The sequence below is a fragment of the Sanguibacter hominis ATCC BAA-789 genome (assembly GCF_012396185.1).
In the GTDB taxonomy this organism is placed as follows: Bacteria; Actinomycetota; Actinomycetes; order Actinomycetales; family Cellulomonadaceae; genus Flavimobilis; species Flavimobilis hominis.
This window is the reverse complement of sequence record NZ_JAAXOW010000003.1, coordinates 17,102-43,257: the sequence shown is the minus strand read 5'-3', so window position 1 is coordinate 43,257 and position 26,156 is coordinate 17,102. Positions and strand designations below refer to the sequence as shown.

Sequence of the window (26,156 nt, the reverse complement as noted above, 5' to 3'; positions counted from 1 at the left end):
GCCCTCGCCCTGCTCCAGAACCCGGTCGCCGTCAGCCCAGCGGGTCCGACGCAGGTCCCCGACCCAGCCCACCACGGGGTGCGGGCCCAGGCGCAGAGCTACGCCGCGGTCGCCGTATCCCGCGACTGCTCGGTGGCCTCGGAACGCAGGACGGCAGCCCGTGAGTCGACGGGCGGGAGGTAGTGCACCTGCACGTGCGGCCGCCCGCTGACGCGGTAGCGCAGCTCGAAGTTCCAGTGCTTGCGCGTCCACAGGAGCGCGCCCACCGCGACGACGAGCGACGCGATCGCGCCGACGCCGATCGACCAGCGTGCGCCGAACGTCTGCCCGATCCAGCCGACGAGGGGCGAGCCGAGCGGGGTCGAGCCCATGAGCACCATCATGTAGAGAGACATGACGCGGCCGCGGAACGCGGGGTCGGTGCTGACCTGGATCGCGGCGTTCGCCGAGGTGAGCATCGTCAGCGTGCAGAAGCCGACGACGATCGACGCGACGGCGAAGGTCGTGTACGTCGGCATGAGGGACATCGCGCCCGCTGCGAGACCGAACGCGAATGCGGCGCCGATCACGAGGCGCACGCGCGGACGCTTGCGCCGCGCCGCCATCAGCGCTCCGCCGAGCGAGCCGATCGCCAGGATCGAGCCGAGGATGCCGTACTCCCCCGCTCCCTTGCCGAACACGGTCGTCGCCATGAGGGCGGACGTGAGCTGGAAGTTGAGTCCGAGCGCAGACACGACGCCCGCGACGATCATGATGACCATGATGTCCGAGCGGTGCCGCACGTAGGCGACGCCCGCGCGCAGCTGGCCCTTGGCTCGCTCGATGCGCGGCCGGGGGCGCAGCTCGGTGCGACGCATGAGCATCATGGCGCCGATGGTCGCGGCGAAGGACACGCCGTTGATGAGGAAGACCCAGCCGGTGCCCCCCACGGCGGCGATGAGCAGGCCGGCGAGGCCGGGGCCGATCATGCGCGCCGCGTTGAACGACGCCGAGTTGAGCGCGACGGCGTTCGGCAAGCCTGAGTCCGGCACCATCGACGCGACGAACGTCTGACGGGCAGGTCCGTCGAACGCGGTCGCGACGCCGAGGAGCGTCGCGAGGACGTACACGTGCCAGAGCTCGGCGCGGCCGCTCAGGACCAGGCCACCGAGGGCGAGGGCGAGGACTCCCTGCGCACCCTGGGTGACCATGAGGAGGCGACGGTTGTCGAGCCGGTCGGCGAGCACGCCCGCCCACGGGGAGAGGAAGAGCGCGGGGGCGAACTGCAGCGCGGTGACGACGCCGACGGCGACGCCGGAGCTGTTCGAGAGGTCGGTCAGGACCAGCCAGTCCTGGGCGACACGCTGCATCCAGGTGCCGATGTTGGCGATGAGTGCGGCGACGAACCACACGCGGTAGTTGAAGAACTTGAGGGAGGCGAAGGTCTGGCTCATGCGTTGGCGATCCGTGTCATCAGTTTCGTAGCGTCTGCGAGGAGGGCTCGCTCTTCCGAGGTCAGTGCACCGAGCTGCTGGGTCAACCACTGGTCGCGACGACGACGCACCTCGGCGATCACCGCGCGGCCCGCGTCGTTGAGCTCGACGAGCACCTGGCGACGGTCGGTCGGGTGGTCGACCTTCGCCACGAACCCCATCTCGGTGAGGTGCGCGACGGTGCGGGTCATCGCCGGCGGGCGCACGTGCTCGTGCTCGGCGAGCGCGCCCGGCGACATCGACCCGTGCCGGTCGAGCGCGGTCAGGACGCCGAGCTGCCCCTCGGAGAGCGACTGCTCGCCCCGTGCGGCGCGCATGCGGCGGTTGACCTTCGTGAGGGCGGCCGCGAGGTCACGTCCGAGCGAGGCCTGCGAGGTCCCGCGTCGCTTCGGCTTGCTGCACTCGTCGTCCATCCCCACAGATCGTTACCTTAGTTCATTACCTGAGGTAAAGATAGGGGGGTCTGGGTCACTACCGGACGACGTCGTCCAGCACGTTGAGCTCCTCCGCGTTGTCGCGGACGTAGTCGTCGACCGTGTCGTCGGCGATCGTCTCGGCGAGCAGCTCGAGCCCGCCGTGGTCCAGCTCGACGATCGACTGCTTCCCGTCGGGGCTCCAGCCGAACCCCGCGAGCGGGACCGTCAAGAGCTCGACGTCGTCACCCCGCAGGTGCCGCAGGCTCGTCGCGAGCGACAGGAGCGCGTCCCGGTCCAGGCTGTCGTCGACCGCGACGGCACCGGTGATGATCTCGACGAGGTTGGCGAGCCGCACCGGGTTCGAGAGGGTCCCGGTCGTCGCGGTCTCCTGGACGATCGACCGCATCCACGCCTGCTGGCGCCGCATCCGGTCGAGGTCGCCGCCGGGCAGCCCGTACCGCTGCCTGGTGTAGGCGAGCGCCTGCTCGCCGTCGAGCCGCTGCTCCCCCGCCTTCACGACGAGCTCGCCCTTCGAGTACGTGTCCTCGGGGACGGACACCTGGACCCCACCGAGCGCATCGGTCAGGTCCTTGAACGACTCGAAGTCCGCGACCGCGAAGTGGTCGATCCGCACGTCGAGCAGCTGCTCGACCGTGCGGATCATCAGCGCAGGCCCGCCCCACGAGTACGCAGCGTTGATCTTGGCCTCGCCATGGCCCGGGATCGGCACCCACGAGTCGCGCGGGATGCCGACGACGGTCACGTCACGACGGTCCGCTGCGACGTGCACGACCATGATCGCGTCCGTGCGCTGCGCGCCGACCTCCCAGTCCTCAGGGACGCCCGCGGAGATGCGGGAGTCCGAGCCGAGCACGAGGAAGTTGAGCGGAGTGCCGTCGCCCTGCGCCACCTCGGGGGCGACCGTCGGACGCTCAGCGTCGTCGAGCCCCGCGAACGGGTCGCTGATCCGTTCGATGCGGCTGTCCGCCCACAGGACACCGCCCGCGACGACCCCGGCCCCCAGGACCAGCAGCCCCGCGAGCGACAACGCCATCACCGTCAGCAGCCGCCGTCGGCTCCACCTGCCTCGCACCATGCGTCCAACGTAGGTGGACACCCCAGACCCGTGGCACGTGATCGCCCCGGCCTCACACCGCCGACGACGAAGACCACCCGCTCACGGGACGAAGACCACGACCGCCTCGCCGTCGCCGCGCACCTCGAGACGCCCCGCCGAGTGAGGGACGAACACGGACTCGCCCTTCGTGAGCGCGAGCTCCGAGCCGTCGGCCGCGCGCAGCCCGAGCGAGCCTCGCGTGCACACGGCAACGCGCGGACCGTCCTGCGTCACGTACTGAGGACCGCCCGCTCGCGCCGGCGCCGCCAGCGCGAGCGCGAACTCCCGCGCCTCCGCGCGTATCGTCGCAGGCTGCCCGCCCCGCCCCGGCACAGGAACCGGACGCACGACCGGGCTGTCGTCGTACACCGTGCACTCGAGCAGGGCCGCGACGTCGATCTTCTTGTGCGTCAGGCCAGCACGCAGCACGTTGTCCGAGCTCGCCATCGTCTCGAGCCCCAGACCTGCGAGGTACGCGTGCACGACTCCAGCCCCCACGAACGCGCTCTCCCCCGGCTCGAGCGTGAAACGGTTGAGCATGAGAGACGCGACGGCACCCGGGTCACCCGGGTACCAGTGCGCGAGCGCGACCACGGTGCCGTAGGCACGGTGGTCGCCGAACCCGGTGACGAGCTGCGCCTCGCACCCCTTGACCGTCTCCTCGATGTCCGAGGGCGCCACGCTCCCGCGCGCCTCGAGGACACCCTCGAAGGCCGCCTGCGTGCCGCGGGCCGACGGGTCGGCGAGCAGCGCCGTACGGATCGTCTCCGCGAGCGGGCCACCGAGCGGCTCCAGCAGCTCCAGGACCCGGCGCGGGCTGCGGAACCCGCACAACCCTTCGAACCGGGTCAGCGCGAGGAGCATCTCCGGCTTGTGCTGGTCGTCGTGGAAGCTGCGCTCGCGCATCGCGAGCGGGACCTCGGCCGCATTCTCGCGCGCGAACCCCTCGATCGCCTGCGCGCGGTTCGGGTGCACCTGCAGCGACAGCGGCCGGGACGCGGCGAGGATCTTGAAGAGGAAGGGCAGCCGGGGACCGTGCTCCCCCACCACCCGCTCGCCGAGCATCTCGGCTGGCTCCGACTCGATCATCTCCAGGAGGCTGCGACCGGCTGCCCACGACGGCCCCGACGGGTGAGCCCCCATCCAGACCTCGGCGACCGGGCGCCCGTCGGGCTCCGTCCCCAGGAAGCCGGGGATCGCCGTCGTCGAGCCCCAGTCGTAGTACTTCACCGCGTTCGTCAGGCGGTACATCGAGTCCCTCCCCGTGCTGGGCGTCCACGACTACGGCCCCGCACGCTTCAAGCGTACGGGGCCGCAGGACGTCGCTGACGACACTACCCAGCCAGGAGGGCCTTGAGGGGCTCGATCGTGAAATACGCGATGAACATCAGGGAAGCGACCCACATGAGCGGGTGGATGCGCCGCACCTCGCCCTTCGCGAGCTTCACGACCACGTGCGCGATGAAGCCCACGCCGATCCCCGCAGTGATCGAGTAGGAGAACGGCATCACGGCGAGCGTGAGGAACGCGGGGATCGCGACGTCGGGAGCCTTCCAGTCGATGTCGAGGACCTGCGTCATCATCAGGTAGCCGACGATCACGAGCGCGGGCGCGGCCGCCTCGTTCGGGATGAGCTGGACGAGCGGCGCGAGGAACGTCGCGAGCAGGAAGCACACGCCCGTGACGACCGACGCGAGGCCCGTGCGCGCTCCCGCTGCGACACCCGACGTCGACTCGACGTAGCTCGTGTTCGACGACGTCGACGCCATGCCGCCGACTGCCGCGGCGATCGAGTCCACGACGAGGATCTGCGTCGACCTCGGCGGGTTGCCCTCGGCATCGAGCAGCTTCGCCTCTGAGCCGACGGCGACCATCGTGCCCATCGTGTCGAAGAAGTCCGCGAGCAGGAGGGAGAACACCAGGAGCAGCACCGCGACGATGCCGAGCTTGCCGAACGAGCCCAGCAGTGAGAACTGCCCGAGCAGCGAGAAGTCCGGCACCGCGACGGGCGAGCCGTCGAGGCCCGGCACGTTAAGGTTCCAGCCCTTCGGGTTCTCGACGGCCGGGCCCAGGTTCGCGACCGCCTCGATGACGAACGCGAGGGCCGTGCCCGCAGCGATCGCGATGAGCAGCGCACCGCGCACACCACGGATCGTGAGCACGATCGCGATCACGAGACCGACGACGAACACGAAGACCGGCCACGTCTGCAGGGACCCGCCGATGCCGAGCTCGAGGGCGACGCCGCTCGGGGCCTTGCGCACGAAGCCCGCGTTGACGAGGCCGATGAGCGTGATGAACAGGCCGATGCCGACCGAGATCGCGACCTTCAGGGTGCGCGGCACCGCCCTGAACACCGCTGTGCGGAAGCCGGTGAGGACGAGGACCAGGATCACGAGACCCTCGAGCACGACCACACCCATCGCGTCGGCCCAGGTCATCTCGGGCATGGCCGCGATCTGGAACGCGACGACGGCGTTGAGCCCGAGGCCCGCAGCGAGAGCCATCGGGAAGTTGGCGAGCAGACCCATGAGGATCGTCAGGACGCCTGCAGCGAGCGCCGTGACCGCCGCGACCTTCGCGAGGTCCGGGGCTGCACCGCCGCCGAGGAACTGGCCCGTGCCGTCCTGGGTCGTGCCGATGATCAGGGGGTTGAGGGCCACGATGTACGCCATCGCGAAGAAGGTGACGAGGCCGCCACGGACCTCGGCCGCGATCGTCGAGCCACGCTCGGAGATCTTGAAGAAGCGGTCGACAGCACCCCTCGGCGCCGTCGACGTGGAGGGGGAGGAAGTCATGGGCGCATATTCCCACGCGCGCGCAAGGTCATGCGCCGCTCTCCCACCTGATGAACGCACGATCTCCCCCGGGCCGCCGCGGCGGCCCGGGGGAGATCGGGGCGGATCAGTCCGGCGCGACGACGACGGACAGCGCGCCCCCGCCGTAGCCCGGGATCTCCATCGTGACGTCGAGCCGCGGGACGTACGCCATGAGGAGCTTCTGCGCGTCGGCCGCGAGGGCCTGGCCAGGAGGCGTGACGTTCGTCAGGCGCAGGTGCGGGGCGCCGTCCGCGTTGAAGAGCGACGCCATCACGTTGAGGATCTCGGAGAAGTTCTCGATCTGGGCCGCAGACATCTCCTTGTACCGGACGGACGCCTCGACCTCCTTCGCCGGGATCAGGCCGATCGCCGAGCCAGCCGCCGACGCGAGACCGAGGTCCGCGGCGATGACCGCGGCGAGCTGCATCTGGTCGTCGACGTACTCGGCCACGCACGCACCCTTGGCCGGGTCGACCATCGGGCCGCCCGTCTTGGTGTCGAAGTCACGACCGACGAGACCCTCGAGGAGCTCACGCACCTCGAGCGCTGCGGGGAGCGGGGTGCCGTTCATGCGAGCAGCGGGTCGATCGCGTCGCGGAACGCCTCAGGCGTGAACGGCTTGGACACCAGGAACAGCGCCCCTTCCGCGTCCGCCTGCTCGCGCATCTCGACAGACCCCTCCGACGTCACGAACCCCAGCGGGATGTCGCTGCCCTGGGCGCGCAGCGCCTGCAGCAGCTGGATGCCGCTCATGCGCGGCATGTTCCAGTCGGACAGGATCAGGTCCGGCTGCTCGGCGAGCGCCATCTCGAGCGCCTCCTGGCCGTCCGCCGCCTGGCTGATCTGCCAGTCGTCGTACCCGGCCTGGCGCAGCGTACGGATGACGATCTGCCGCATGACGCGGCTGTCGTCAGCGACGAGAACGTTCAGCTCCATGGTTCTTCCTCTCAGACCAGCATCCACAGCGAGATGACGAAGCACGAACCACGCCACTCGAGCGGAGTCTGCGCCACCATCATCTCGCGTCCGAGCACCGGGGGCTCCGCGGCCACGGTCGGCAGCGTCAGCTCGGCGTGCTCGGGCAGCAGCGACTTCAGGTTGCCGCCGACGACGTTCGCGATCTCACCGAACGCGTCGACGAGGTCCTCCTCGCCCACCACCTCGTCAGGCTCCATGCGCAGCAGGGCACGAACGACGAGGTGGGCGTCCGCCTCCTCCGCCCGGACCATCGTACGCACGCCGTGGTGCGAGTCCGCACGCAGCATGTCGACCCACGCCGTCACCGGGACGTCGAACGACTCGGGGACGACACCCTCGTGGACGAGGACCTCGCCGTCGTCGATCAGCGCGGCGAAGACGTCCTGGGCCACGCCCAGGATCTGTGCAGGGTCAGCGATCAGGGTGGTGTCGAGGGCGCTCATCGGACCTCCTGGACGGGGAGCAGCCCGAGCAGCTCCAGCTTGTCCCGGAGCGCGTCCGGGGTGAACGGTTTGATCAGGTACTCGTGCGCGCCGGCCGCGAGCGCACGGACGATCTGCCCGTGCTCCCCCTCGGTCGTCACCATCATGAGCGTGATGTCGCGCCACTCGGCGCGCTCGCGCACCTTCGTGACGAACGTCAGGCCGTCCATGACGGGCATGTTCCAGTCGATGCAGCACAGGACGACGCCGTCGTTCGCCTGGAGAGCGTCGAGAGCTTCCTGGCCGTCACCTGCTTCGATCGCCTCGTACCCGATCCCTCGGAGCACGGAGGAGACGATCCGGCGCATGGTGCGCGAGTCGTCGATGACAAGGGCCTTCATGAGTCTCTCCCTGTTCCCAGGCGGTAGATGGAGCTTCGGTCGACCTGAATGCGTTGCCACGTGTCGTCCACGCCGACCGTGGTCTCGGCTGCGCCGAGGACCAGGTAGCCGCCGGGACGGACGACGCTGCGCAGCCGTCGCAGGATGTCCTGCTTGACGGGCAGCTCGAAGTAGATGAGGACGTTGCGGAGGAAGACGATGTCGAACGGTCCGCCGGTCGGCGGGGCGTCGAGCAGGTTGTGCTTGATGAACCGCACGCGGGAGCGGAGCTCCTTGCTGATCTCCCACTGCGCGCCCGCACGGGTGAAGTGCTGCACGAGGTGCTTCGCCGGGAGGCCCCGGTTCACCTCGAGCTGGGTGTAGGAGCCGGACCGCGCCTTCTCGAGCACCTCGGTCGAGAGGTCGGTCGCGGTGATCTCGGCGCGCACGGAGGGCGGCAGGCACTCGTCGAGCGTGAGCGCGATCGAGTACGGTTCCTGGCCCGTCGAGCACGCCGCCGACCAGATCCTCAGGGTGGGCAGCACCCGACCCTCGAGGAGGCTCGGGACGATGTGGTTCGTGAGCGCCGTGAACGGTTGCATGTCACGGAACCACGACGTCTCGTTGGTCGTCATGGCCTCGACGACGAGCTCCTGCTCGTCGATGTCCGTCCGCCTGCGCAGCTCGGCGATGTACTGGTCGACCGACTTGCCCGTCCGACGGGCCAGCGGCAGCAGCCGCGACTCCACCAGGTACTCCTTGCCCGGGGCAAGGCTGATGGCGCTCCTGCGCCGCACGAGGTCGGCGACGAACGAAAAGCTCTCGGATGTGAGCGTCATGCCGTCCTCCCTTCGATGAACTGGTCTGCGCGGGTCACGCGCGCGGTGATCGCCTGGGCGATCTCGTCGATCGGCAGGATCCGGTGCGTCGCGCCTGCGGCGGCGACGGCTCCCGGCATGCCCCACACGACCGATGTCTGCTCGTCCTGCGAGATGACGGTGCCGCCGGCCTGGACGATCTCGCCCGAGGCGACCTTGCCGTCCGACCCCATGCCCGTGAGCACGACGCCGAGGATGTCCTTGCCGTAGCACGCGAGCACCGACTGGAACATCACGTCGACGCTCGGGCGGCAGAAGTTCACGGGCGGCTCCTGGTGGAGCTTGACGTGCGTGTTCGCCGACCGCCCGGCGAGGACCATGTGCCAGTCGCCCGGGGCGATGTAGATCGTCCCCGCGCGCGGCACCATCCCGTCGGTCGCCTCGACGACCGTCGAGGGTCCCATGCGGTCCAGCCGCGCGGCGAGCTGCGCGGTGAACACCGGCGGCATGTGCTGCACGACGAACATCGGCACCGGCAGCGGCTTCTGCAGGCCGGACACGAGCCGTGACAGGGCTTCGGGCCCTCCGGTCGACGAGCCGACGACGACCGCACGCACCGGGTGCGTCGGCGCCTTCGGCAGCGTCACGGCCTTGCGGACGACCGGCTCGGGCGTCCCTGCCGGGGCGCCCCGCCGTGCGGCGGGCAGCGAGCTGCGCAGCGACCGCGGAGCGAGCGCCCGGATCTTCGGGCCGAGCTGCTCCGCGACCTGCTTGAGGCTCTCCTGGACCGAACCGACGTTCGCGGGCTTGGTGACGTAGTCCGTCGCCCCGGCGGCGAGCGCGTCGAGCGTCGCCGTCGCACCGCGCGCCGTCAGCGTCGAGAACATGATGATCGGGACGCGGACGCCCTTCGCGCGCAGCGCACGGACCGCCTCGACGCCGTTCATGATCGGCATCTCGACGTCCATCGTGATGACGTCCGGCCGCAGCTGCTCGAACTTACTCTGCGCGAGCTGGCCGTTCGCCGCCGTTCCCGCGACCTCGATGCCCGGGTCGCTCTCGAGCGCCTGGACGACGAGCCGACGGATGACGACCGAGTCGTCGACCACGAGAACCCTGATCGCCATCAGACGTTCCTCCTGTCGTTCCGGTCGCCCGGGAGTCCTGGGGCGGGCCGTGCTGGCCCGCCCTGCGTGCGCGAGAGACGACGCATCGTCATGACCCCTATCGGCCGCACGACGGCCACGCTGAGGGTCACACCGAGAAGGTGTGCGCGTGGCTGCGCAGACGCTGCGAGATCGTCGCGAGGTCCGACACGGTCGTCGACATGTCCGAGACCGCGGCAGCCGACTGCTCGGCCGCCGTCGCGACGCCCGTGATGTTCGCGGCGATCTCGCCCGAGCCCGCAGCGGCCTCGGTGACCGCGCGCGCCATCTCGTTCGTCGTCGCCGTCTGCTCCTCGACCGCCGACGCGATCGTCATCTGGTAGTCGCTGATCGAGTCGATGATCGTGACGATCTCGCTGATCGCGGCGACCGCCGACTGCGTCTGCGTCTGCACCTGGGCGATGCGACGTGCGACGTCCTCGGCAGCACGTGCCGACTCGCCCGCGAGGTCCTTGACCTCGCTCGCGACGACGGCGAAGCCCTTGCCTGCGTCGCCGGCGCGAGCCGCCTCGATCGTCGCGTTGAGCGCGAGCAGGTTCGTCTGCTCCGCGATCGACGTGATGAGCTTGACGACCGAACCGATCTCCTGGCTCGACTCACCCAGCTCGCCGACCGTGCGCGACGCCTCGTTCGACATGGCGACCGCGGTCGTCGCGAACTGGGCGGCCTGGCTCGTGTTCTGCGAGATCTCCCGGATCGACGAGCCCATCTCCTCGGAGCCGGCCGCCGTCGCCTGGACGTTGCGCGACACCTGCTCCGCGGCCGCAGCGACGACGCCCGCCTGCGCAGACGTCTCCTCCGCGCCCGCGGCGACCTGCGTCGACGCTGCTGTGAGGTGCGAGACCGCGTCCGTCACGCCGTCGGACTCGACGATCACCGACGTCACGACCTCACGAAGGTGCCGCTGCGCGACGTCATACGACCGGGCCATGCGACCCAGCTCGTCGTTCGAGCTGACCGACACCGTGCGCGTCAGGTCGCCCTGCGCGAGCGCCTCGACCGAGGCGTCGATCTCGCGGATGTCCCGCGTGATCCGGCGCGTCACCACGACCGCGAGCGCACCTGACACGATCGCACCGACGACGAAGCCCGTCAGCAGCGCGACGATCGTCAGGCTGATCCGGTTGCTCGCCGCCTGCATGACCTCGCCGACGCGGAACTCCACCGAGCCCTGAGCGAGCTCGAGCGCACGGCCCGCACGGTCCGGGTCGCCGGCCGCGTCCGCGGTCAGCGCCGTCGCAGCGGCCTGCGCGTCGCCCTTCTCCACGAGCGGGCGCACCGTCGCGTCGCGATAGGACGTCCAATCCGCCCAGCGGGTCTTGAAGTCCTCCCACTGCTGCGTCTGCGACTGCTCGTACCCGTCCAGCACGCCGATGAGGCGGGCGACCTCACGGTCGTTCCAGTCCGTCGACGTCAAGATCTGCTGACGCTCCTCCGACGACTGCGCGAGCGCGGCGCGACGGATGTGCAGGTGGCTGCGGTCCTGCGCGGTGCGCAGGTCGCCGAAGCCCTTCTGCAGCTCGCCCGACAGCAGGTTGATCTCCTCCATGTCGCTGCCCGCGCGCTGGAGCGCAAAGGCACCCAGCCCGCCGACGATGCCGAACACGACCGCGAGGACACCCATGACGACGCCGAACTTCACGCCGACCGGACGGTCCCAGAACCAGGCCAGCCGCACGCGACGGCCTCCAGGCTCGACGCCGTCGGGCGCCATGGTGGGTTCGCTGACGGTGCTCATCGGATCTCCTCCGCGGTGAACGCGCCCGACTCGACGAGCACGCGCTCAAGGTTGTCCTGGGTGACCAGCTGGGGGGTGAGCAGCATCGTCGGGACGACCTTCACCCCGTTGTCGTAGCTCGTCATGTCGTTCGTCTCCGGCTCACGGCCCGTGAGGAGCGCGTGCCCCATCGACACGGCGACCTCGGCGAGGAGCTGGGTGTTCTTGTAGATGGTGCTGGTCTGCTCACCGGCGACGATGGACTTGACCGAGGCGAGCTCCGCGTCCTGGCCGGTCACGACGACGCCTGCTGGCGCGCCGTGGGACTTGATCGCCTCGAGCACCGAGATCGCGACGCCGTCGTTCGGTGCGAGTACGCCGTCGGGCCGCTCGCCGCCCGAGTAGTGCGTCGAGAGCAGCTTCGTCATCCGCTCGTTGCTCTTCGCGGAGTCCCACCCCTCGGTCGCGATCGTCGCGAAGTCCTTCTCACCGGAGGTGACGACGAGGTCACCCGCAGCGATGTAGGGGTCGAGCACGCTCATCGCCCCCTCGTAGAACACGGTGGCGTTGTTGTCGTCGGGCGAGCCTGCGAACAGCTCGACCGAGAAGGGGCCCGCGCCCTCGATCTTGTTGCCGTCCGCATCCTCGAGCCCGAGACCGCGGGCGAGGCTGTGCCCCTGCATGACTCCGACCGAGAGGTTGTCGAACGTCGCGTAGTACGCGATGTCGGGGGTGTCACGGATCAGACGGTCGTAGGAGACGACGGGGATGTCCGCGCTCGCGGCCCGCGCGAGCTGGTCCTTGAGCGCCGTACCGTCGATCGCGCCGATGATCAGGAGGTCGACGCCGGCGTCGATCATGTCGCCGACCTGCTGGACCTGGGTGGCGACCTCGTTCTCGGCATACCGCAGGTCGACCTCGTAGCCGAGGTTCTCGAGCTGCTCCTGGACGTCCTCACCGTCGTCGACCCACCGCAAGAGGGTGGTCGTCGGCATCGCCACGCCGACGAGGGACGAGTCGTCCCCCTGGCCGGCCGCACAACCGGCCGCAGTCATCGCTACCGCAGCGATCATGAAGGCCGCTGCAGCTGTCCGTGCAGATCGCATCGCGCTGTTCTCCTCGTCGAGACCCGGTCGAGGCCACGGGTCTTCCTCGAAAGCGTGGGACAGACGTCCCACCATTCTCATCGGCGTGGGATCCCCGAAAATGAGCCGTTCCCGCGTGACCCGCACCGCGAGAGGGAGGTGCCTGGCACGCTCGTGCGCGTCCGCCGGGCGGGCGTCCTGGCGCGGGCGCGGGGGCAGACGACAGAGGCGCGGGCCGACCCCTCCGGGACGGCCCGCGCCTCTGGCGCAGCTCGTGTCAGCGCTTGAAGTGCTCGACCTCGCGACGCAGCGCGTTCGTGAGGTCCCCGAGCGACGCGACGATCGCCCCGGTCTCCTGAGCGGCCGCGTCCGCAGCGCTCGCCGTCGTCGCGACGCCGATGATGTTCGTCGCGATCTCGGTCGAGCCGGTCGCCGCCTCGGCGACGGAGCGCGACATCTCGTTCGTCGTCGCCGTCTGCTCCTCGACCGCGGACGCGATCGTGAGCTGGTAGTCGTTGATCGACGCGATGATCCCGGAGATCTCCTCGATGGCCGCGACAGCCTGGGCCGTGTCGTTCTGGATCGCCTCGACCTTGCGGGCGATGTCCTCGGTCGCACGCGCCGTCTCCTGGGCGAGGTCCTTGACCTCGGAGGCGACGACGGCGAAGCCCTTGCCTGCCTCGCCGGCGCGGGCGGCCTCGATCGTCGCGTTGAGCGCGAGGAGGTTCGTCTGCTCGGCGACACCCGTGATCGCGCGGACGACCGCACCGATCTCCTGGCTCGACTCGCCTAGGCGGGACACGGTCTCGGTCGTCGTGGCCGCGACGGTCGTCGCCTGCTGCGCAACCCGGGCGGCCTCGGAGGCGTTCTGCGCGATCTCACGGATCGACGCACCCATCTCCTCAGCACCGGCCGCAGCAGCCTCGACGTTGCGCGAGACCTGCTCGGCCGCAGCGGCGACGACGCCTGCCTGTGCCGACGTCTCCTGGACGCCCGACGTGACCGCGGTGGCGCTCCCCGTCAGGGACGACACGGAGCCGCCGAGCGTCTCCGTCTGCGCCTCGACGTTCGCGATGAGCCGCGCGAGCGACTCACGGGCGGCGTTGAGGTCCTGGGCGGCCTGACCCAGCTCGTCGAGCCGGTAGACGGGAGCGGGGACCGTGAAGTCGCCCTGCGCGACGGCGCCGAGCGCCCCGCGCAGGCCTGCGACCGACCGGCGCAGCCCGCCCGCCGTGCGCGTCGCCTGGACCCACTGGGCGAGCCCGCAGACGACGGCGACCGCGACCACGACGATGATGCCCGTCTGGCTGTCGGCCTGGAGCAGGTAGTAGACGCTCACGCCCGTCACGACGACGGCGAGGGTCATCGACCCCACCAGCATGGCGACGAACTGCTTGCGGATGCTGCTCAGCTTGACGGGAGCAGCGGCGACGTCGCTGCGCTCCGCGTTGCCGTGGGCGGCGGGGGACGACGTACGGGCGACCGTCGGCCTGGTGGCGGTGATGTGCGAGCCAGTGCTCATGGTGACTCTTCTCCTCAGGACTTCTGTTCCTTGAGCGTCGCCGCAGCCCTGATGTCCAGGGCGAGCAGCAGGGTGCGCTCGAGCTTGTAGACGCCGACCACGAGGTCGCGGACGGCGGGGTCGAGCGTGTCGGGCACCGGCTCGAACTGGGCGTCGTCCACCTCGAGCACCTCCCCGACGGTGTCGACGAGGAGCGCCACGGCCTCCCCGTCCACCTCGACGACGACCATCATCGGCTCGCTGCCCTCAGGCAGGGGGTCGAGCCGGAGGAGCGGGCGCAGGTCGACCGTGAGTACCACCTGCCCGCGCAGGTTCACGAGACCTGCGACGCCCTTCGGGGCGAGCGGCACGTGCGTGTGCGCCTGGTGGCCCAGGGTCTCCTGGACGTGCATGACGGGAACGCCGTACGTGGCGCCGTCGATCATGAAAGTGACGTGCTGGGTAGCCATCAGGCGTTCACCGTCCGTGCCTCGAGGAGGGACGCGCCGTCAGGCTCGACGACGACGTCGTTGAAGTACTCGGGGTCGCCCGTCTGCAGGACGAGCGGCAGGTCGACCAGCTCGGTGACCTTGCCCGCGAGCACGACGAGCTGCTCGAGCCCGTACGAGTCCGCAGGACGGCGCTCCGCACCACGGTCGTTGACGATCTCGAGGATCTCTCCGACCACGAGGGCGACAGAGCGCTGGCCGCGGCTGAACACCACCACGTCGAGGAGCCCCTCGCGCGAGATGCCCGAGCCGCCCAGGATCGAGTCGAGCCGGACGACCGGGAGGATCTCGCCGCGGTACTGCAGCACCTCGCGGTTGCCGAGCTGCTCGATGCGCTGCGCGTCGATCTGCTCGAGCCGCGTGACCGCGGAGAGCGGGACCGCTGCCCGGCGGGCGTCGTCGATCGCCACGATGAGGAGGTCCTGGCCGTCGGCGCCGGCGGACACCGCCTCGACACGGTCGCGCGCGACCGCGATCTCGGCGGAGTCACCTGCGAGGCTGCGGCGCGCGATCGCCTGGACGTCGAGGATGAGGGCCACGCGGCCGTCACCCATCAGGGTCGCCCCGGCGTACGTGCCGACGGTCTTGAGCTGCGAGGCGAGCGGCTTGACGACGATCTCCTCGTTGTTCATGACGCGGTCGACGACGAGACCGAAGCGCTGGTTGTCGGCGCGCAGGACGGCGATGACCATCGAGCCGTCCGCCTTCGACGGGGAGCGCAGCACGTCGGTCAGGCGCACGAGCGGGAGCAGGTCCCCGCGCAGGCGGTAGACCTCCGAGTTGCCGACGTGCTCGATCGCCTCGGCGGTGCGCTCGGTGTCGAGCGCGACGAGCTCGAGCAGGTTGACCTGCGGGATCGCATAGATCTCGGTGCCCGACGCGACGGTGAGCGCGGGCATGATGGCGAGCGTGAGCGGGATGCGCAGGCGCCAGACGGTGCCCGCCCCGACCTCGGACTCGACCTCGACCTGACCACCGATCGCCTCGATGTTCGAGCGGACGACATCCATGCCGACGCCACGCCCCGACACGTTCGTGACGGCCGACGCCGTCGAGAACCCGGGGAGGAAGACGAGCGACTGGATCTCGTTGATGCTCATCGCGTCGAGCTGCTCGACGGTCTTGAGGCCACGCTCGAGCGCCTTGGCGGCGACGGTCTCGGGGTTGATGCCCTTGCCGTCGTCACGCACCTCGACGATGACCTGGCCGCCCGCGTGGTACGCACGCAGCGTCAGGACACCGTTCTCGGGCTTGCCCGCGGCCGCGCGGCCGGCAGGGTCCTCGATGCCGTGGTCGACGGCGTTGCGCACGAGGTGCGTCAGCGGGTCCTTGACGGACTCGAGGAGCGAGCGGTCGAGCTCGGTCTCTCCGCCGATCATCTCGAGGTCGACGCTCTTCTTGAGCGCCGCCGCGAGGTCACGGACGACGCGCGGCATCTTGTTCCACACGTGGTCGATGGGCTGCATGCGCGTCTTCATGACGCCCTCCTGCAGCTCCGTCGCGATGAGCGAGAGGCGCTGCGAGGAGCGCGTCAGCTCGGGGTTCGCGTCGAGACCGGTGATCTGGGCGATCTGGTTGCGCACGAGGACGAGCTCGCCGACCTGACGCATCAGCTCGTCGAGCAGGTCGACGTCGACGCGGATGGAGGTCTCGGCGGTCGAGCCGCGCTGAGGTGCGCTCTCGCTCGTGCGCCCGACCTGCTTGTTGCCGGCAGGGGTCACGGGCGCTCCCGTGACGGGGGCTTCCGTGGCGGTCGCGGTCGCGGCGCGTGCGCCGCGGGGGACGACCTTGCGGGCGCCGACAGCCGGCTTCGGCGCGGGATCCTCGACGGGCGCAGGGACCTCGAAGGGCTCCGCGACGGCCTCGGGCTCGTCGTCCTCGTCGTCGTCCGTGTCCTGCGCCGACGCCTCGGCGGGCGCGGGCTCCTCGGCGGCCGGCTCCTCCACGGGGGCTGCGGCGGCGGGCTTCGCGCCGGGACCGGCGTCGAGCATGCCCTGGATCCGCGCGACGACGGCGTCGGTCTCGACGCCCGTCTCGGAACCGTCGGCGTCGATCTGCGCGAGGATCGCGCGGACCGTGTCCACCATGAGGAGGAGCACGTCGGTCGTCGGCTGGTCCATCTCGCGCTTGCCGTCACGCAGCTCGACGAGGAGGCCCTCACCGACGTGCGTCACCGACTCGAGCTTGTGGAACGCGAGGAACCCGCTCGTGCCCTTGATCGTGTGGATCGTGCGGAAGATGGAGCTGAGCAGCTCGCGTGAGCCGGGGTTCGACTCGAGGGCGATGAGGTCCTGGTCGAGCTGGTCCAGGTTCTCGTAGCTCTCGATGAGGAACTCGCGCACGATCTCGTCGACGCCGTCCATGGCACTCCTTCTCACGTCATGGCGGGCTTGGTGCCCGACAGCCGACCTATCGGACGGCACGTGAGAAAGATGAGTCGCGAACCTGCGGGAACCGCGGTGATCTGGGCGACGCGGGCGACGACGCGCGAGCGGTCAGTCCTGCGGCGGCGTCGCCGGGCGAGGCGCGGGCGGCAGCAGGTCGAGGACCTGGTCCTCGCTGACCGCCGGGGCGGCGAGCGCCTCCTTGTTGGCCGCCGTGACGGCCTCGATGACCTCGGCGCGGTGCACCTTGAGGGAGCGGGGCGCATCGATGCCGATACGCACCCCGTCGCCCCGGGAGTCGAGGATCGTGACGACGATGTCGTCGCCGATGAGCAACCGCTCCCCGACCTTCCTGCTCAGCACCAGCATTCTTGGATCCTACCGTCCGCTCGGCGTCTCAGTCCCAGACCGCGTCCTCGAGGTGCTCCGCGAGGGTCGCGGCCCAGACGGGCGCGGACGCGGGCAGGCCGTCGAGGAAGCCGACCGGGACGCCGTAGGAGAGCACCTGCGCGGGCGCCGTCGACTCGGCGACCTTCGAGACGGCGAGCGCGTCGAAGTCCAGGTCCCGGCCCACGGCGCCCAGCCAGCGTGTCGTGTCCTTCGCAGAACGGTCCGCCTCGACGGCGGCCCACAGCTGGTCGGCGTCGAGGTCCTCGAGGAAGTCGGCGGCCTCGGCGCGCGCGTAGCGCTCGGAGCTCACGCAGAGCGCGACGACGAGCGGCAGCCCAGCGCGGCCTGCCTCCGTCGCGAGCTTGCGAGCGGCCGCCGCGCTGATGACCCAGCGGCCCGCGCCGCTCTCGACGGTGAAGTCCCCCGCGAGGGCGACGTCGGCGTCAGAGATGCCGAGCCGGCGCGCGATGACGCGTGCGGCGTCGACCGCGAGCTGGCCCGCACCCGCGACGACGACGACCGCGCCGGGCGCGCGCAGGGGCCGTGGGGCGCGCGGCACGTGCATGAAGATCTCGGAGAGCGGCAGCCGCAGGCCCGGGGCCGCGTCGACGTGGCCTGCGACGTCGCGCAGCAGCTCGATCGGTACGCCGACGTCGAGCAGCTCGCTCACGGTCGAGCCGCTGCTGCGCGTGACGACGGACGCACGTGCGGTGCCCACGACCGCGGACGGGACGACCTCCGGCGCGCTCGGGTCGAGACGGGACGCCTCGTGGCGCACGTCGGTGCGCACGTCACGCCCGTCGCCGGCGGCGCGCACAGGCTGGTCGTCCGGCAGGCGGCCCAGCACGACGTCGTCCCGGCTGACGCTGCGGGGCCGCGCCGCGACGAACCCCTCGGGCTCGTTCACGACCCCCGTGCCGACCGCGAGGTTGCGCACGGAGTCGAGGACGGACGCGAACGTGTCGCCCGTCGTGGAGAGCGCAGGACCCTCGACCGGGGCGTGCGCCTGGGCGGTCGTCGACCGCTCGAGGGCACCCTGCTCCGCGGCGTCGGCCGCGTCGAGCAGGTCGGCGAGGCCGCGCACGCGCGGCCGCGGGACCTCGGGCGCACGCGCCGTCGTGCGAGCGTTCACGCCGTTCGGGTCCGGCACGTCGACCGTGACCTCGAAGTACTCGCGCGCGAAGAAGCCGCCGATGCCGCCCGAGCGGACGCGCTCGGCCTTGACGATGCGCGCCGTCGGGCCGTGCTCACGGCGCACGCGCGCCATGAGGCTCTCGAGGTCAGGCCCGTCAAGCAGCAACTGCCGCGACATCGCGGACCACCCCCACCGTCTCGATCTGGATGCCGGAGCCCGTCACCTCGGTGTACGACAGCACGGTCGCGGGGCCGACCTGGCCAGCGACCAGGCGGTGCAGCGCGGGACGGATCGCCGGCGCGCACACGAGCACGGGGTGCTCGCCGCGGCCCTCGGACTGCGCGCGGACCTGCTGGTACGAGACGAGCATCGCCTCGGCGCGCGCCACGTCGATCGACAGCTGCGTGCCGCCCTCCCCCGGACGCAGCCCCTCGAGGAGGGAGTGCTCGAGCACAGGGTCGAGCGTGATGACGCGCAGGACGTTGTTGCGGGCGTGGCTCGCGGTGATCGACGGGCCGAGCTCGCGGCGCGCCGCCTCGACGAGCCCCTCGGGGTCCGCAGAGACCTTCGCGCGCAGCGTGAGCGCCTCGTAGATGCGCGACAGGTCGCGGATCGCGACCCCCTCCGAGAGCAGGCCCTGCAGGACGCGCTGCACCTCGCCGAGCGACATGATCCCGGGGATCAGCTCTTCGACGACGGACGGGTTGACCTGCTTGACGCCCTCGGTCAGGACGCGGACGTCCTCGCGGGACAGGAGGCGGTCGGCGTTCTGCGTGACGACGTTCGACAGGTGCGTGATGAGCACGGACACGCGGTCGACGACCGTCGCGCCCGACATCTCCGCCGCGAACCGCAGCTCGGCCGGGACCCACTTGCCGTCGAGCCCGAACACGGGCTCGCGGACCTGGTCGCCAGGCAGGGAGGACAGGTCGTCGCCGAGCGCGAGCACGCGGCCCGGCGGCAGGAACCCGCGCGCGACCTCGACGCCGGCCACGCGCACCGCGTACGTCGCGTGCGCGAGCTCGACCGAGTCGCGTGTGCGCACGGGCGGCACGACGATGCCGAGGTCGAGCGCGATCTTGCGGCGCAGCGAGCGGATCCGGCCCAGCAGGTCGTCGGACGCGCCGGGGCGCACGAGGTCCACGAGGTCCGGAGACAGGTGGATCTCGAGCGCGTGGACGCGCATCTCCTCGATGAGCTGCTCGTTCGTGTCCTTCGCCGGAGCACCCGGGAGCTGGGTCGCGGCAGCCTGCTCGGCCTCGCGCGCTGCCTTCGCCTCGTTCGCCTTGAGCCGCTGCGACGCGATGAGCAGGAAGATGCCGACGACGAAGAACGGCAGCTTGGGCATGCCCGGGATCAGACCGAAGACGATCGCGCCGCCGCCAGCGATGCTGAGCGCCGTGCGCGACTGCAGGAGCTGACCCGACGCTGCGGTGCCGAGGTCGTCCTCGGCGCTCGCGCGGGTACAGATGAGACCGGTCGCGACGGACAGCAGCAGAGCGGGGATCTGCGTGACGAGTCCGTCGCCGACCGTGAGGAGCGAGTACGTCTCGAGCGCCTCGCCCGCGGACATGCCGCGCTGCATCATGCCGATGATGAAGCCACCGACGAGGTTGATGATCGTGATGACGATGCCGGCGATCGCGTCGCCCTTGACGAACTTGGAGCCACCGTCCATGGCGCCGTAGAAGTCGGCCTCGGCGGTGACCTCGGCGCGACGCTTGCGGGCCTCGTCCTCGGTGAGGATGCCGGCGTTGAGGTCGGCGTCGATCGCCATCTGCTTGCCAGGCATCGCGTCGAGGGTGAAGCGTGCGCCCACCTCGGCGACGCGGCCGGCACCGTTCGTGATCACGACGAACTGGATGACGACGAGGATCATGAAGATCACGAGCCCGATGACGAGCGAGCCTCCGACGACGAAGCTGCCGAACGCGTGGATCACCTCGCCGGCGAACGCGTCGCGCAGCACGAGACGCGTCGACGCGACGTTGAGCCCGAGCCGGAACAGCGTCGCGATCAGGATGATCGACGGGAACACGGAGAAGTCGAGCGGGCGCTTGACGTACATCGCCGTCAGCAGGATCACGAGGGAGAACGTGATGTTCACGACGATGAGCACGTCGAGCATGGCCGCGGGCAGCGGCACGACGAGCAGCAGGACGACACCGACGACGCCGATCGGCACCGCCAGCTTGCTGAGCCCAGCCTTCTTCATCGAGTCTCCCGTCCCGTCGATCCTGCGTGTGTCCCGCTCGTGCTGTCCTCGTGGCCCGGCGGCCGCGCGCTCGCGCGGCTCGCGACCCGGGCCGCGCGCCGCCGTCTGGCGCGCTCGGCGGCCGTCGGCGTGGGCGGCACGGGCGTCGGCGTGGCCATCGTGTGCTGGCCTGCCGAGGCGCCGCGACGCTTGAGCGCCATGACGAACGCGAGCACCTGCGCGACCGCGGTGAACAGCTCCTCGGGGATCTCATCGTCCACTCGGCACATTGCATGAATAGCCCGGGCCAACGGGATGTCCTGGACCATCGGGACACGATGCTCGGTCGCCATCTCACGGATGCGGGTGGCGACAGCCCCCTTGCCCGTCGCGACGACCTTCGGGGCACCCTGACCGGGCGTGTACCGCAGCGCGACCGCGACGTGCGTCGGGTTGACGACGACGACGTCGGCGTCCGCGACGTTCGCGATCATGCGGTTGCGGCTCATCGCCATCTGGCGCGCACGGCGCTGACCCTTGATGTGCGGGTCGCCCTCGGACTGCTTGTTCTCGTCGCTGATCTCCTTCTTCGTCATGCGCGTCTGCTTGCGGTTGCGCTTCATGATGACGAAGAGGTCCGCGGCTGCCAGGACGAGGCCCGCGGCGACCGCCCACACGACGAGCTTCTGCACGCCGCCGCTGCCGACGCCGATGATCGTCGAGAGGGACAGGCCGCCGGCCGTCATGAGGACCGGCACGAGCCCCTGGATCGCGGTGTAGAGCACGACGCCGATGACGACCGTCTTGAGCAGCGCCTTGAGGCCCTGCCACAGCGCCTGGGCGCCGAACGTCTTCTTGATGCCCTGGACGAGGTTGAACTGCTTGAACGTGGGCTTGAGCTTCTTCGTCGCGATGTGCAGGCCACCCTGGGCGACGTTCGCGACGATCGCGGCCACGACCACGACCGCGAGCACGGGGGCGAGCGACACGAGGACCGAGCCGAGCCCGTCGGACAAGAACCGGACAGCCCGGTCCGCGGTCGGGTCGGCGACGATGTCGCCGAGACTGCGGAACTGCTCCTCCCCCACACGCTTCGCGTTGCCGATCGCCGCGGGCATCATGACCGCCGCGGCCCCGACGCCGAGCCACGCGGAGACGTCCTGCGACCTCTGCAGGGCGCCTTCCTTGCGCAGCTTCTTCATCCGCTGCGGTGTGGCCTTCTCGGTCTTCTCCCCGGCCGGTTCACCCGCCATGTCAGCCCACCCCCATCATGTCGGCGAACGACATGAGGACCTTGCCCGTGAGCGAAGACACCATCTCGGGGAGGCCGAGCAGCACGAACACCCCGAAGGTGAGCGAGAGCAAGATCTTCAGGGGGAACCCGAGGACGAACGCGTTGAGCGCGGGGGCGACGCGCGTGACCAGGCCGAGACCGGCGTCGGCGAGGAACAGCACGACGATGAGCGGGCCCGCGATCTGCAGCGCGCACACGAACATCGTCGTGATCGTCTCGGTGAGCTTGGCGCCGAGGAAGGACAGGTCGAGGCCCGCGCCGACCGGCACGACCTCGAAGCTCGTCGCGACACCGAGGAGCATGACCTGGTAGGCGCCCGTCGCGAACAGCAGCACGATCGCGGTCATCTGGAACAGGCGCGTGAACTGCGCGCCGTTGACCTGAGAACCCGGGTCGTAGGCCTGCGCGATCTGAAAACCGCCGAAGAAGTCGATGAAGGACCCGGCCGCCGTGATCCCGGAGAAGATGAGCGCCACGAGGAAGCCCATGCCTGCCCCGATGACGACGTTCACGGTCAGCGCGGTGATGAACTCGGCCGACGACATGCCGCCCGTCGTCCCGACGCGCGGCGCGGCCGCGAGCGCGAGACCGAACGCGAGCATGGCCTTGACCTGCCCCGAGAGCCCGCGATGGTTGAAGGGCGGGGCGATCACGAGGAACGCGGCGATCCGCACGCTGGCGAGCGCGATCGCCTCGATGGTGGTCAGCGCGAGCGTGACCGTCATGTCAGCCGCCGCCGAGGAGCCCAGGGATGCGGCTGAAGAGCTCGTTGGTGAACGCCACCATCTCCTCGATCATCCAGTGCCCGGTCACCAGGAGCGCGACCGCGACCGCGATCGCCTTCGGCACGAAGCTGAGCGTGACCTCCTGGATCTGGGTGATCGACTGCACGAGCGAGATGGCGAAGCCCACGACGAGGGAGGTGATGAGGATCGGCGCGGCGAGCTTGGCCGCGATCGTGAGCGCCTCGGCTGCGATGTCCAGGACGGCTGAGGTGTCCATCAGGTGTACGTCCCTACGAGCTGGGTGATGATCAGCGCCCACCCGTCCACGAGGACGAACAGCAGCAGCTTGAACGGCAGGGAGATCATCACGGGCGGGAGCATCATCATGCCCATGCTCATGAGAGCCGAGGACACGACGAGGTCGATAACGAGGAACGGCACGAAGATGACGAACCCGATGATGAACGCGGCGCGCAGCTCGGAGAGCATGAACGCGGGGATGACCGTGAGGATCGGGGTGCTCGCGGCAGTCTCGGGGTTCGGGCTGTCGGAGATGCGGGTCATCAGCGCGATGTCGTCCTCGCGGGTGTGCGCGAGCATGAAGTCGCGCAGGGGCCCGGTGGCGACCTCGACCGCGCTCGTGAAGTCGATCGAGCCGTCGAGGTAGGGCTGCAGCGCGAGGTCGTTCACCTGGCTCAGGACCGGCTGCATGATGAACAGGGACAGGAACAGCGCGAGCCCGGCGAGCACCTGGTTCGGCGGGACGTTCGTCAGTCCGAGCGCGTTCCTCGTGAGGCCGAGCACCACGAAGATCTTCGTAAAGCTGGTCATCATGAGCAGCAGCGCGGGCGCGACCGACAGGACCGTCATGCCCAGGAGCACGACGACGGAGCTCGACGGCTTCGCGCGGTCGCCGTCGACGTAGACGGACAAGGTGCCCTGGTCGCCGGCCGGGTCGGTGGGCGCGGTGGGCGGCGTCGGCGGCACGGGGTCGCCAGGGGCGGCGGGCAGGACGTGCGCGACCTGCGCGGCGACCGCGGTCGCGGGCGCGGCCTGCGCGGTGGGCGCAGCCTGCGCGGCGGGCGCGGTGACGACGCCGGCAAGCACGATCGCGAGCATCGTGAGCAGGACGAGGCCGAGGAGCATGGCGACCTCGCGCGGCGCAGGGCCGCGGCTCGAGCGCACGCGCGCCGTGGTGAAGGTGGAGGTCATCGCCGTCCCTGCTGGAGGGCCGTCGCGGCGCGACGCCACGTCGTGGGCGAGAGGATCGACCCGTCGAGCGCGCTGCCGCGCGACGTGAGGCTCAGGACCTGCGCGTCGCCGTCGTCCGCGGCGACGCGAGCCGCAGGCTCGGCCGGCTCGTCCACGTCGACCGGGACCGCCGTGACCGCGTGGTCGAGCTCGGCTGCGAAGACCGCCCCGCTCTCGCTCACGACGGCGACCGGGGTCGCCTCGCGTGCGAGGTCGCCGTCCGGGCGGACGGCGACGGCCGCGGGCTGCGCGGCAGGCGCGTCCTGCGTGTCGAGCACGGTCACGCCCTGCTCCCCCACGCCCAGCAGCAGGCGTCGACCACCGACCTCGACGAGCGCGAGCCCCGCCTTCGGGGTGAGCGCCTGCTTGCCGAGCACGACGATCGCGGGCGCCTGCGCGGCGCTGCCGCCACCGCGCAGCGCGTCGCGCACACGGCCGAGACCGCGACCGAGCGCCCCCGTGGCGCGCCCGGCGCGCGGACCCGTCGCCGAGCCGCCGACCGGACCCTTGCCGGAGCTCAGGCGTCGGCCTGCCCACCAGATCAGGCCCAGAACCACGCCCAGGGAGACCAGGGCGCGCAGCAGCACGACGACGGTGTCACCCATCACAGGCCTGCTTGCCCCAGGTCGACGATCTCGGTGACGCGCAGGCCGTAGTCCTCGTCGACGACGACGACCTCGCCGCGGGCGATGAGGCGCCCGTTGACCATGAGGTCGGCGGGGCTGCCCGCGACGCGGTCGAGCTCGATGACGGCGCCGGGGACGAGCTCGAGGACCTGGCGGACCGGGAGCTTGGCGCGGCCGATCTCGGCGGTCAGCGTCATCTCGACGTCGTAGAGCATGCGCATCGTGGACATGTTCGTCAGGTCCATCGGGCGGATGTTCTTCTCCTCGGCGGGCTTGGCCTCGGGAGCCGAGGCCGCAGGCGCGGGCGCCTGCTTGATCCGCACGGCGAACCAGCCCTGGACCTCGTCAGCGACCGTGAGGGCGAACAGGTGCGTGCCCGGCACGACGAGCAGGTCGGACGCGTCGGGCGCGATGCGCACGTCGGAGAGGACCCCCTCGCCGAACGAGTCGGACGCCGCCTGCAGGGACGGGCGCAGCGCGTCGGCGAGCGACACGGACGCACCGCCCGCACCGCCGAGCGCACGGTCCACCGTCTCGCCGACGACGACGACGAGCTCGGCGCTCACCGCACCGACCACGTTCGCGACGACCCCGGCGCCGGTCGGCGCGAGGTCGTCAGCCTCGACGCCACGGACGGCCAGGGGCACGTCCGACGGGATCAGCTCGACGAGCGCGAGCGCCGCCTTGAGCGCGAGCTCGGACTCCACGGCCAGGGCCGCCTGGGTCTTCTTCATCGTTCGTTCTCCTCAAAATCCACGACCTGGCAGGCAAGCTGACGGCCGTTCGCCCCGGCCACCGCATGGGCCAGGACCTTGTCGTCGACGACCACGTCCAACGGACGTGATGCGGAGTGGTGGAGCATGATCAGGTCCCCCACCTGCATCGCGAGGATCTCGCGCGGGTGGACGGTCAGGGGGCGCAGCTGCACCGTGAGGTCGACGGGGACCTCACGCATGCCGGCGTGCATCTTGGCGCGGGCCGCCTCGGTCTCGGCGTCGGCGGCGCGGCTCTTGCTCGCGGCCTCCCCTGCGCGCAGCGCGTCGAGGAGGTGCTCGGCCGGGACCATGAGCGTCGCGGTGTCGCGGTCGTCACCGATCGCGATCGTGTACGTCAGGACGATGACCGGCTCCGACGCGGGCACGAGCTGCGCGAACTGCGGGTTGTACTGGAACCCGCCGAGCTTGATGTCGAGCGGTGCGACGGCGGCGAACGCGTAGCGCAGGTCGTGCAGGTTGGACTGCACGAGGTCCGTCAGGAGCGCCGTCTCGATCTCGGTGAGCTCGCGGGCGGGGACGACCCCGCGCAGGCCGGGCCCGCCGAGGAGGTAGTCGACCCACAGGAGCGCGAGCTCGACGGGCGTCTGGAGGACGGCCGTCGACCGGCCGTTCTCGACCGAGCCGACCGCCATGAGCGTCTGGTCGGCGAGGGTCGCGATGTACTCGTCGTACGAGATCATCTGGACGCTCTCGAGACCGACGCCGCAGACGACGCGCAGACGGGAGGTCAGCTGGGTGCCCCACTGCCGGGCGAACGTCTCGCCCGCGACCTCGATCGCACGGGAGTGCTCGCGCGCCAGGGTCATGGGTCGGCGGAAGTCGTAGGTCTCCACCGTCGGAGCTGGCCGAAGGTTGCGTTGTTCCGTCACGACAACCTCGATCGGCACAGGCGCGTCCGAAATGAGAAGTACTGCGGCGCCACGCGCAGAGCGCGTCGACGTGCGGGCGTCGACCGCTCCGCCAGCCGCGGGCCGGTCGCGG

The 26,156-nt window shown here is 70.6% G+C and carries 26 protein-coding genes; all 26 read right to left on the bottom strand.

Annotated elements, in window-relative coordinates; genetic code table 11:
- Window positions 1-98 precede the first annotated feature (98 nt).
- Complete coding sequence (locus tag HF995_RS09945; protein WP_168447664.1) at window positions 99-1,433, bottom strand: MFS transporter; 1,335 nt, start codon at window positions 1,431-1,433, stop codon at window positions 99-101.
- Window positions 1,430-1,885: a MarR family winged helix-turn-helix transcriptional regulator gene (locus HF995_RS09940; protein WP_168447663.1), complete on the bottom strand. Its 456-nt coding sequence runs from the start codon at window positions 1,883-1,885 to the stop codon at window positions 1,430-1,432. The genes HF995_RS09945 and HF995_RS09940 overlap by 4 nt, the downstream gene beginning before the upstream one ends.
- A 58-nt stretch (window positions 1,886-1,943) precedes the next feature.
- Window positions 1,944-2,984 (bottom strand): LCP family protein, encoded by a 1,041-nt coding sequence (locus tag HF995_RS09935; RefSeq protein WP_286189516.1) that lies wholly within the window; start codon window positions 2,982-2,984, stop codon window positions 1,944-1,946.
- A gap of 81 nt (window positions 2,985-3,065) precedes the next feature.
- Entirely contained in the window at window positions 3,066-4,256 is a 1,191-nt protein-coding gene (manA, locus tag HF995_RS09930) for a mannose-6-phosphate isomerase, class I (RefSeq protein WP_168447662.1), read from the bottom strand.
- Between the two features lie 83 nt (window positions 4,257-4,339).
- Window positions 4,340-5,803 carry an NCS2 family permease gene (locus HF995_RS09925; RefSeq protein ID WP_168447661.1) on the bottom strand — a complete coding sequence of 488 codons (1,464 nt, stop codon included), beginning with the start codon at window positions 5,801-5,803 and terminating at the stop codon, window positions 4,340-4,342.
- A 106-nt stretch (window positions 5,804-5,909) separates the two neighbouring features.
- Window positions 5,910-6,395 (bottom strand): hypothetical protein, encoded by a 486-nt coding sequence (locus HF995_RS09920; protein WP_168447660.1) that lies wholly within the window; start codon window positions 6,393-6,395, stop codon window positions 5,910-5,912.
- Complete coding sequence (locus HF995_RS09915; RefSeq protein WP_210727388.1) at window positions 6,392-6,760, bottom strand: response regulator; 369 nt, start codon at window positions 6,758-6,760, stop codon at window positions 6,392-6,394. The genes HF995_RS09920 and HF995_RS09915 overlap by 4 nt, the downstream gene beginning before the upstream one ends.
- Window positions 6,761-6,771: 11 nt before the next feature.
- Window positions 6,772-7,245, bottom strand: a complete 474-nt coding sequence (locus HF995_RS09910; RefSeq protein WP_168447659.1) for a chemotaxis protein CheX — start codon at window positions 7,243-7,245, stop codon at window positions 6,772-6,774.
- Window positions 7,242-7,625: a response regulator gene (locus HF995_RS09905; RefSeq protein WP_168447658.1), complete on the bottom strand. Its 384-nt coding sequence runs from the start codon at window positions 7,623-7,625 to the stop codon at window positions 7,242-7,244. Before HF995_RS09905 ends, HF995_RS09910 begins: the two co-directional genes overlap by 4 nt.
- Entirely contained in the window at window positions 7,622-8,443 is an 822-nt protein-coding gene (locus tag HF995_RS09900; protein WP_168447657.1) for a CheR family methyltransferase, read from the bottom strand. Before HF995_RS09900 ends, HF995_RS09905 begins: the two co-directional genes overlap by 4 nt.
- Window positions 8,440-9,549, bottom strand: coding sequence for a protein-glutamate methylesterase/protein-glutamine glutaminase (locus HF995_RS09895; RefSeq protein WP_210727387.1), 1,110 nt, complete (start codon window positions 9,547-9,549; stop codon window positions 8,440-8,442). Before HF995_RS09895 ends, HF995_RS09900 begins: the two co-directional genes overlap by 4 nt.
- A gap of 127 nt (window positions 9,550-9,676) precedes the next feature.
- Window positions 9,677-11,326, bottom strand: coding sequence for a methyl-accepting chemotaxis protein (locus tag HF995_RS09890; protein WP_286189513.1), 1,650 nt, complete (start codon window positions 11,324-11,326; stop codon window positions 9,677-9,679).
- Window positions 11,323-12,378 (bottom strand): substrate-binding domain-containing protein, encoded by a 1,056-nt coding sequence (locus HF995_RS09885; protein WP_286189512.1) that lies wholly within the window; start codon window positions 12,376-12,378, stop codon window positions 11,323-11,325. The genes HF995_RS09890 and HF995_RS09885 overlap by 4 nt, the downstream gene beginning before the upstream one ends.
- A gap of 289 nt (window positions 12,379-12,667) precedes the next feature.
- Window positions 12,668-13,912 (bottom strand): methyl-accepting chemotaxis protein, encoded by a 1,245-nt coding sequence (locus HF995_RS09880; protein WP_168447655.1) that lies wholly within the window; start codon window positions 13,910-13,912, stop codon window positions 12,668-12,670.
- Window positions 13,913-13,926: 14 nt separating this feature from the next.
- Window positions 13,927-14,361, bottom strand: coding sequence for a chemotaxis protein CheW (locus tag HF995_RS09875; RefSeq protein ID WP_168447654.1), 435 nt, complete (start codon window positions 14,359-14,361; stop codon window positions 13,927-13,929).
- Window positions 14,361-16,763 (bottom strand): chemotaxis protein CheA, encoded by a 2,403-nt coding sequence (locus HF995_RS09870; RefSeq protein WP_168447653.1) that lies wholly within the window; start codon window positions 16,761-16,763, stop codon window positions 14,361-14,363. The genes HF995_RS09875 and HF995_RS09870 overlap by 1 nt, the downstream gene beginning before the upstream one ends.
- 132 nt (window positions 16,764-16,895) lie before the next feature.
- Window positions 16,896-17,153, bottom strand: coding sequence for a carbon storage regulator CsrA (csrA, locus tag HF995_RS09865; RefSeq protein ID WP_098458489.1), 258 nt, complete (start codon window positions 17,151-17,153; stop codon window positions 16,896-16,898).
- A 28-nt stretch (window positions 17,154-17,181) separates the two neighbouring features.
- Entirely contained in the window at window positions 17,182-18,486 is a 1,305-nt protein-coding gene (locus HF995_RS09860; protein WP_168447652.1) for a hypothetical protein, read from the bottom strand.
- Window positions 18,464-20,524: a flagellar biosynthesis protein FlhA gene (locus HF995_RS09855; protein ID WP_168447651.1), complete on the bottom strand. Its 2,061-nt coding sequence runs from the start codon at window positions 20,522-20,524 to the stop codon at window positions 18,464-18,466. Before HF995_RS09855 ends, HF995_RS09860 begins: the two co-directional genes overlap by 23 nt.
- Window positions 20,521-21,756 (bottom strand): EscU/YscU/HrcU family type III secretion system export apparatus switch protein, encoded by a 1,236-nt coding sequence (locus tag HF995_RS09850; RefSeq protein WP_168447650.1) that lies wholly within the window; start codon window positions 21,754-21,756, stop codon window positions 20,521-20,523. The genes HF995_RS09855 and HF995_RS09850 overlap by 4 nt, the downstream gene beginning before the upstream one ends.
- Window position 21,757: 1 nt before the next feature.
- The gene (locus HF995_RS09845) at window positions 21,758-22,522 is read right to left on the bottom strand and encodes a flagellar biosynthetic protein FliR (RefSeq protein ID WP_168447649.1); all 765 of its coding nucleotides are present in this window, start codon (window positions 22,520-22,522) and stop codon (window positions 21,758-21,760) included.
- Between the two features lies 1 nt (window position 22,523).
- On the bottom strand, window positions 22,524-22,799 hold the full coding sequence (gene fliQ / locus HF995_RS09840; protein WP_168447648.1) for a flagellar biosynthesis protein FliQ: 276 nt from the start codon (window positions 22,797-22,799) through the stop codon (window positions 22,524-22,526).
- Window positions 22,799-23,641 carry a flagellar type III secretion system pore protein FliP gene (gene fliP / locus HF995_RS09835; protein WP_210727400.1) on the bottom strand — a complete coding sequence of 281 codons (843 nt, stop codon included), beginning with the start codon at window positions 23,639-23,641 and terminating at the stop codon, window positions 22,799-22,801. Before fliP ends, fliQ begins: the two co-directional genes overlap by 1 nt.
- 89 nt (window positions 23,642-23,730) lie before the next feature.
- Window positions 23,731-24,378: a flagellar biosynthetic protein FliO gene (locus HF995_RS09830; RefSeq protein ID WP_168447647.1), complete on the bottom strand. Its 648-nt coding sequence runs from the start codon at window positions 24,376-24,378 to the stop codon at window positions 23,731-23,733.
- Window positions 24,378-25,133, bottom strand: a complete 756-nt coding sequence (fliN, locus tag HF995_RS09825) for a flagellar motor switch protein FliN (protein ID WP_168447646.1) — start codon at window positions 25,131-25,133, stop codon at window positions 24,378-24,380. The genes HF995_RS09830 and fliN overlap by 1 nt, the downstream gene beginning before the upstream one ends.
- On the bottom strand, window positions 25,130-25,981 hold the full coding sequence (locus HF995_RS14140) for a flagellar motor switch protein FliM (protein ID WP_168447645.1): 852 nt from the start codon (window positions 25,979-25,981) through the stop codon (window positions 25,130-25,132). The genes fliN and HF995_RS14140 overlap by 4 nt, the downstream gene beginning before the upstream one ends.
- Between the last annotated feature and the right edge of the window lie 175 nt (window positions 25,982-26,156).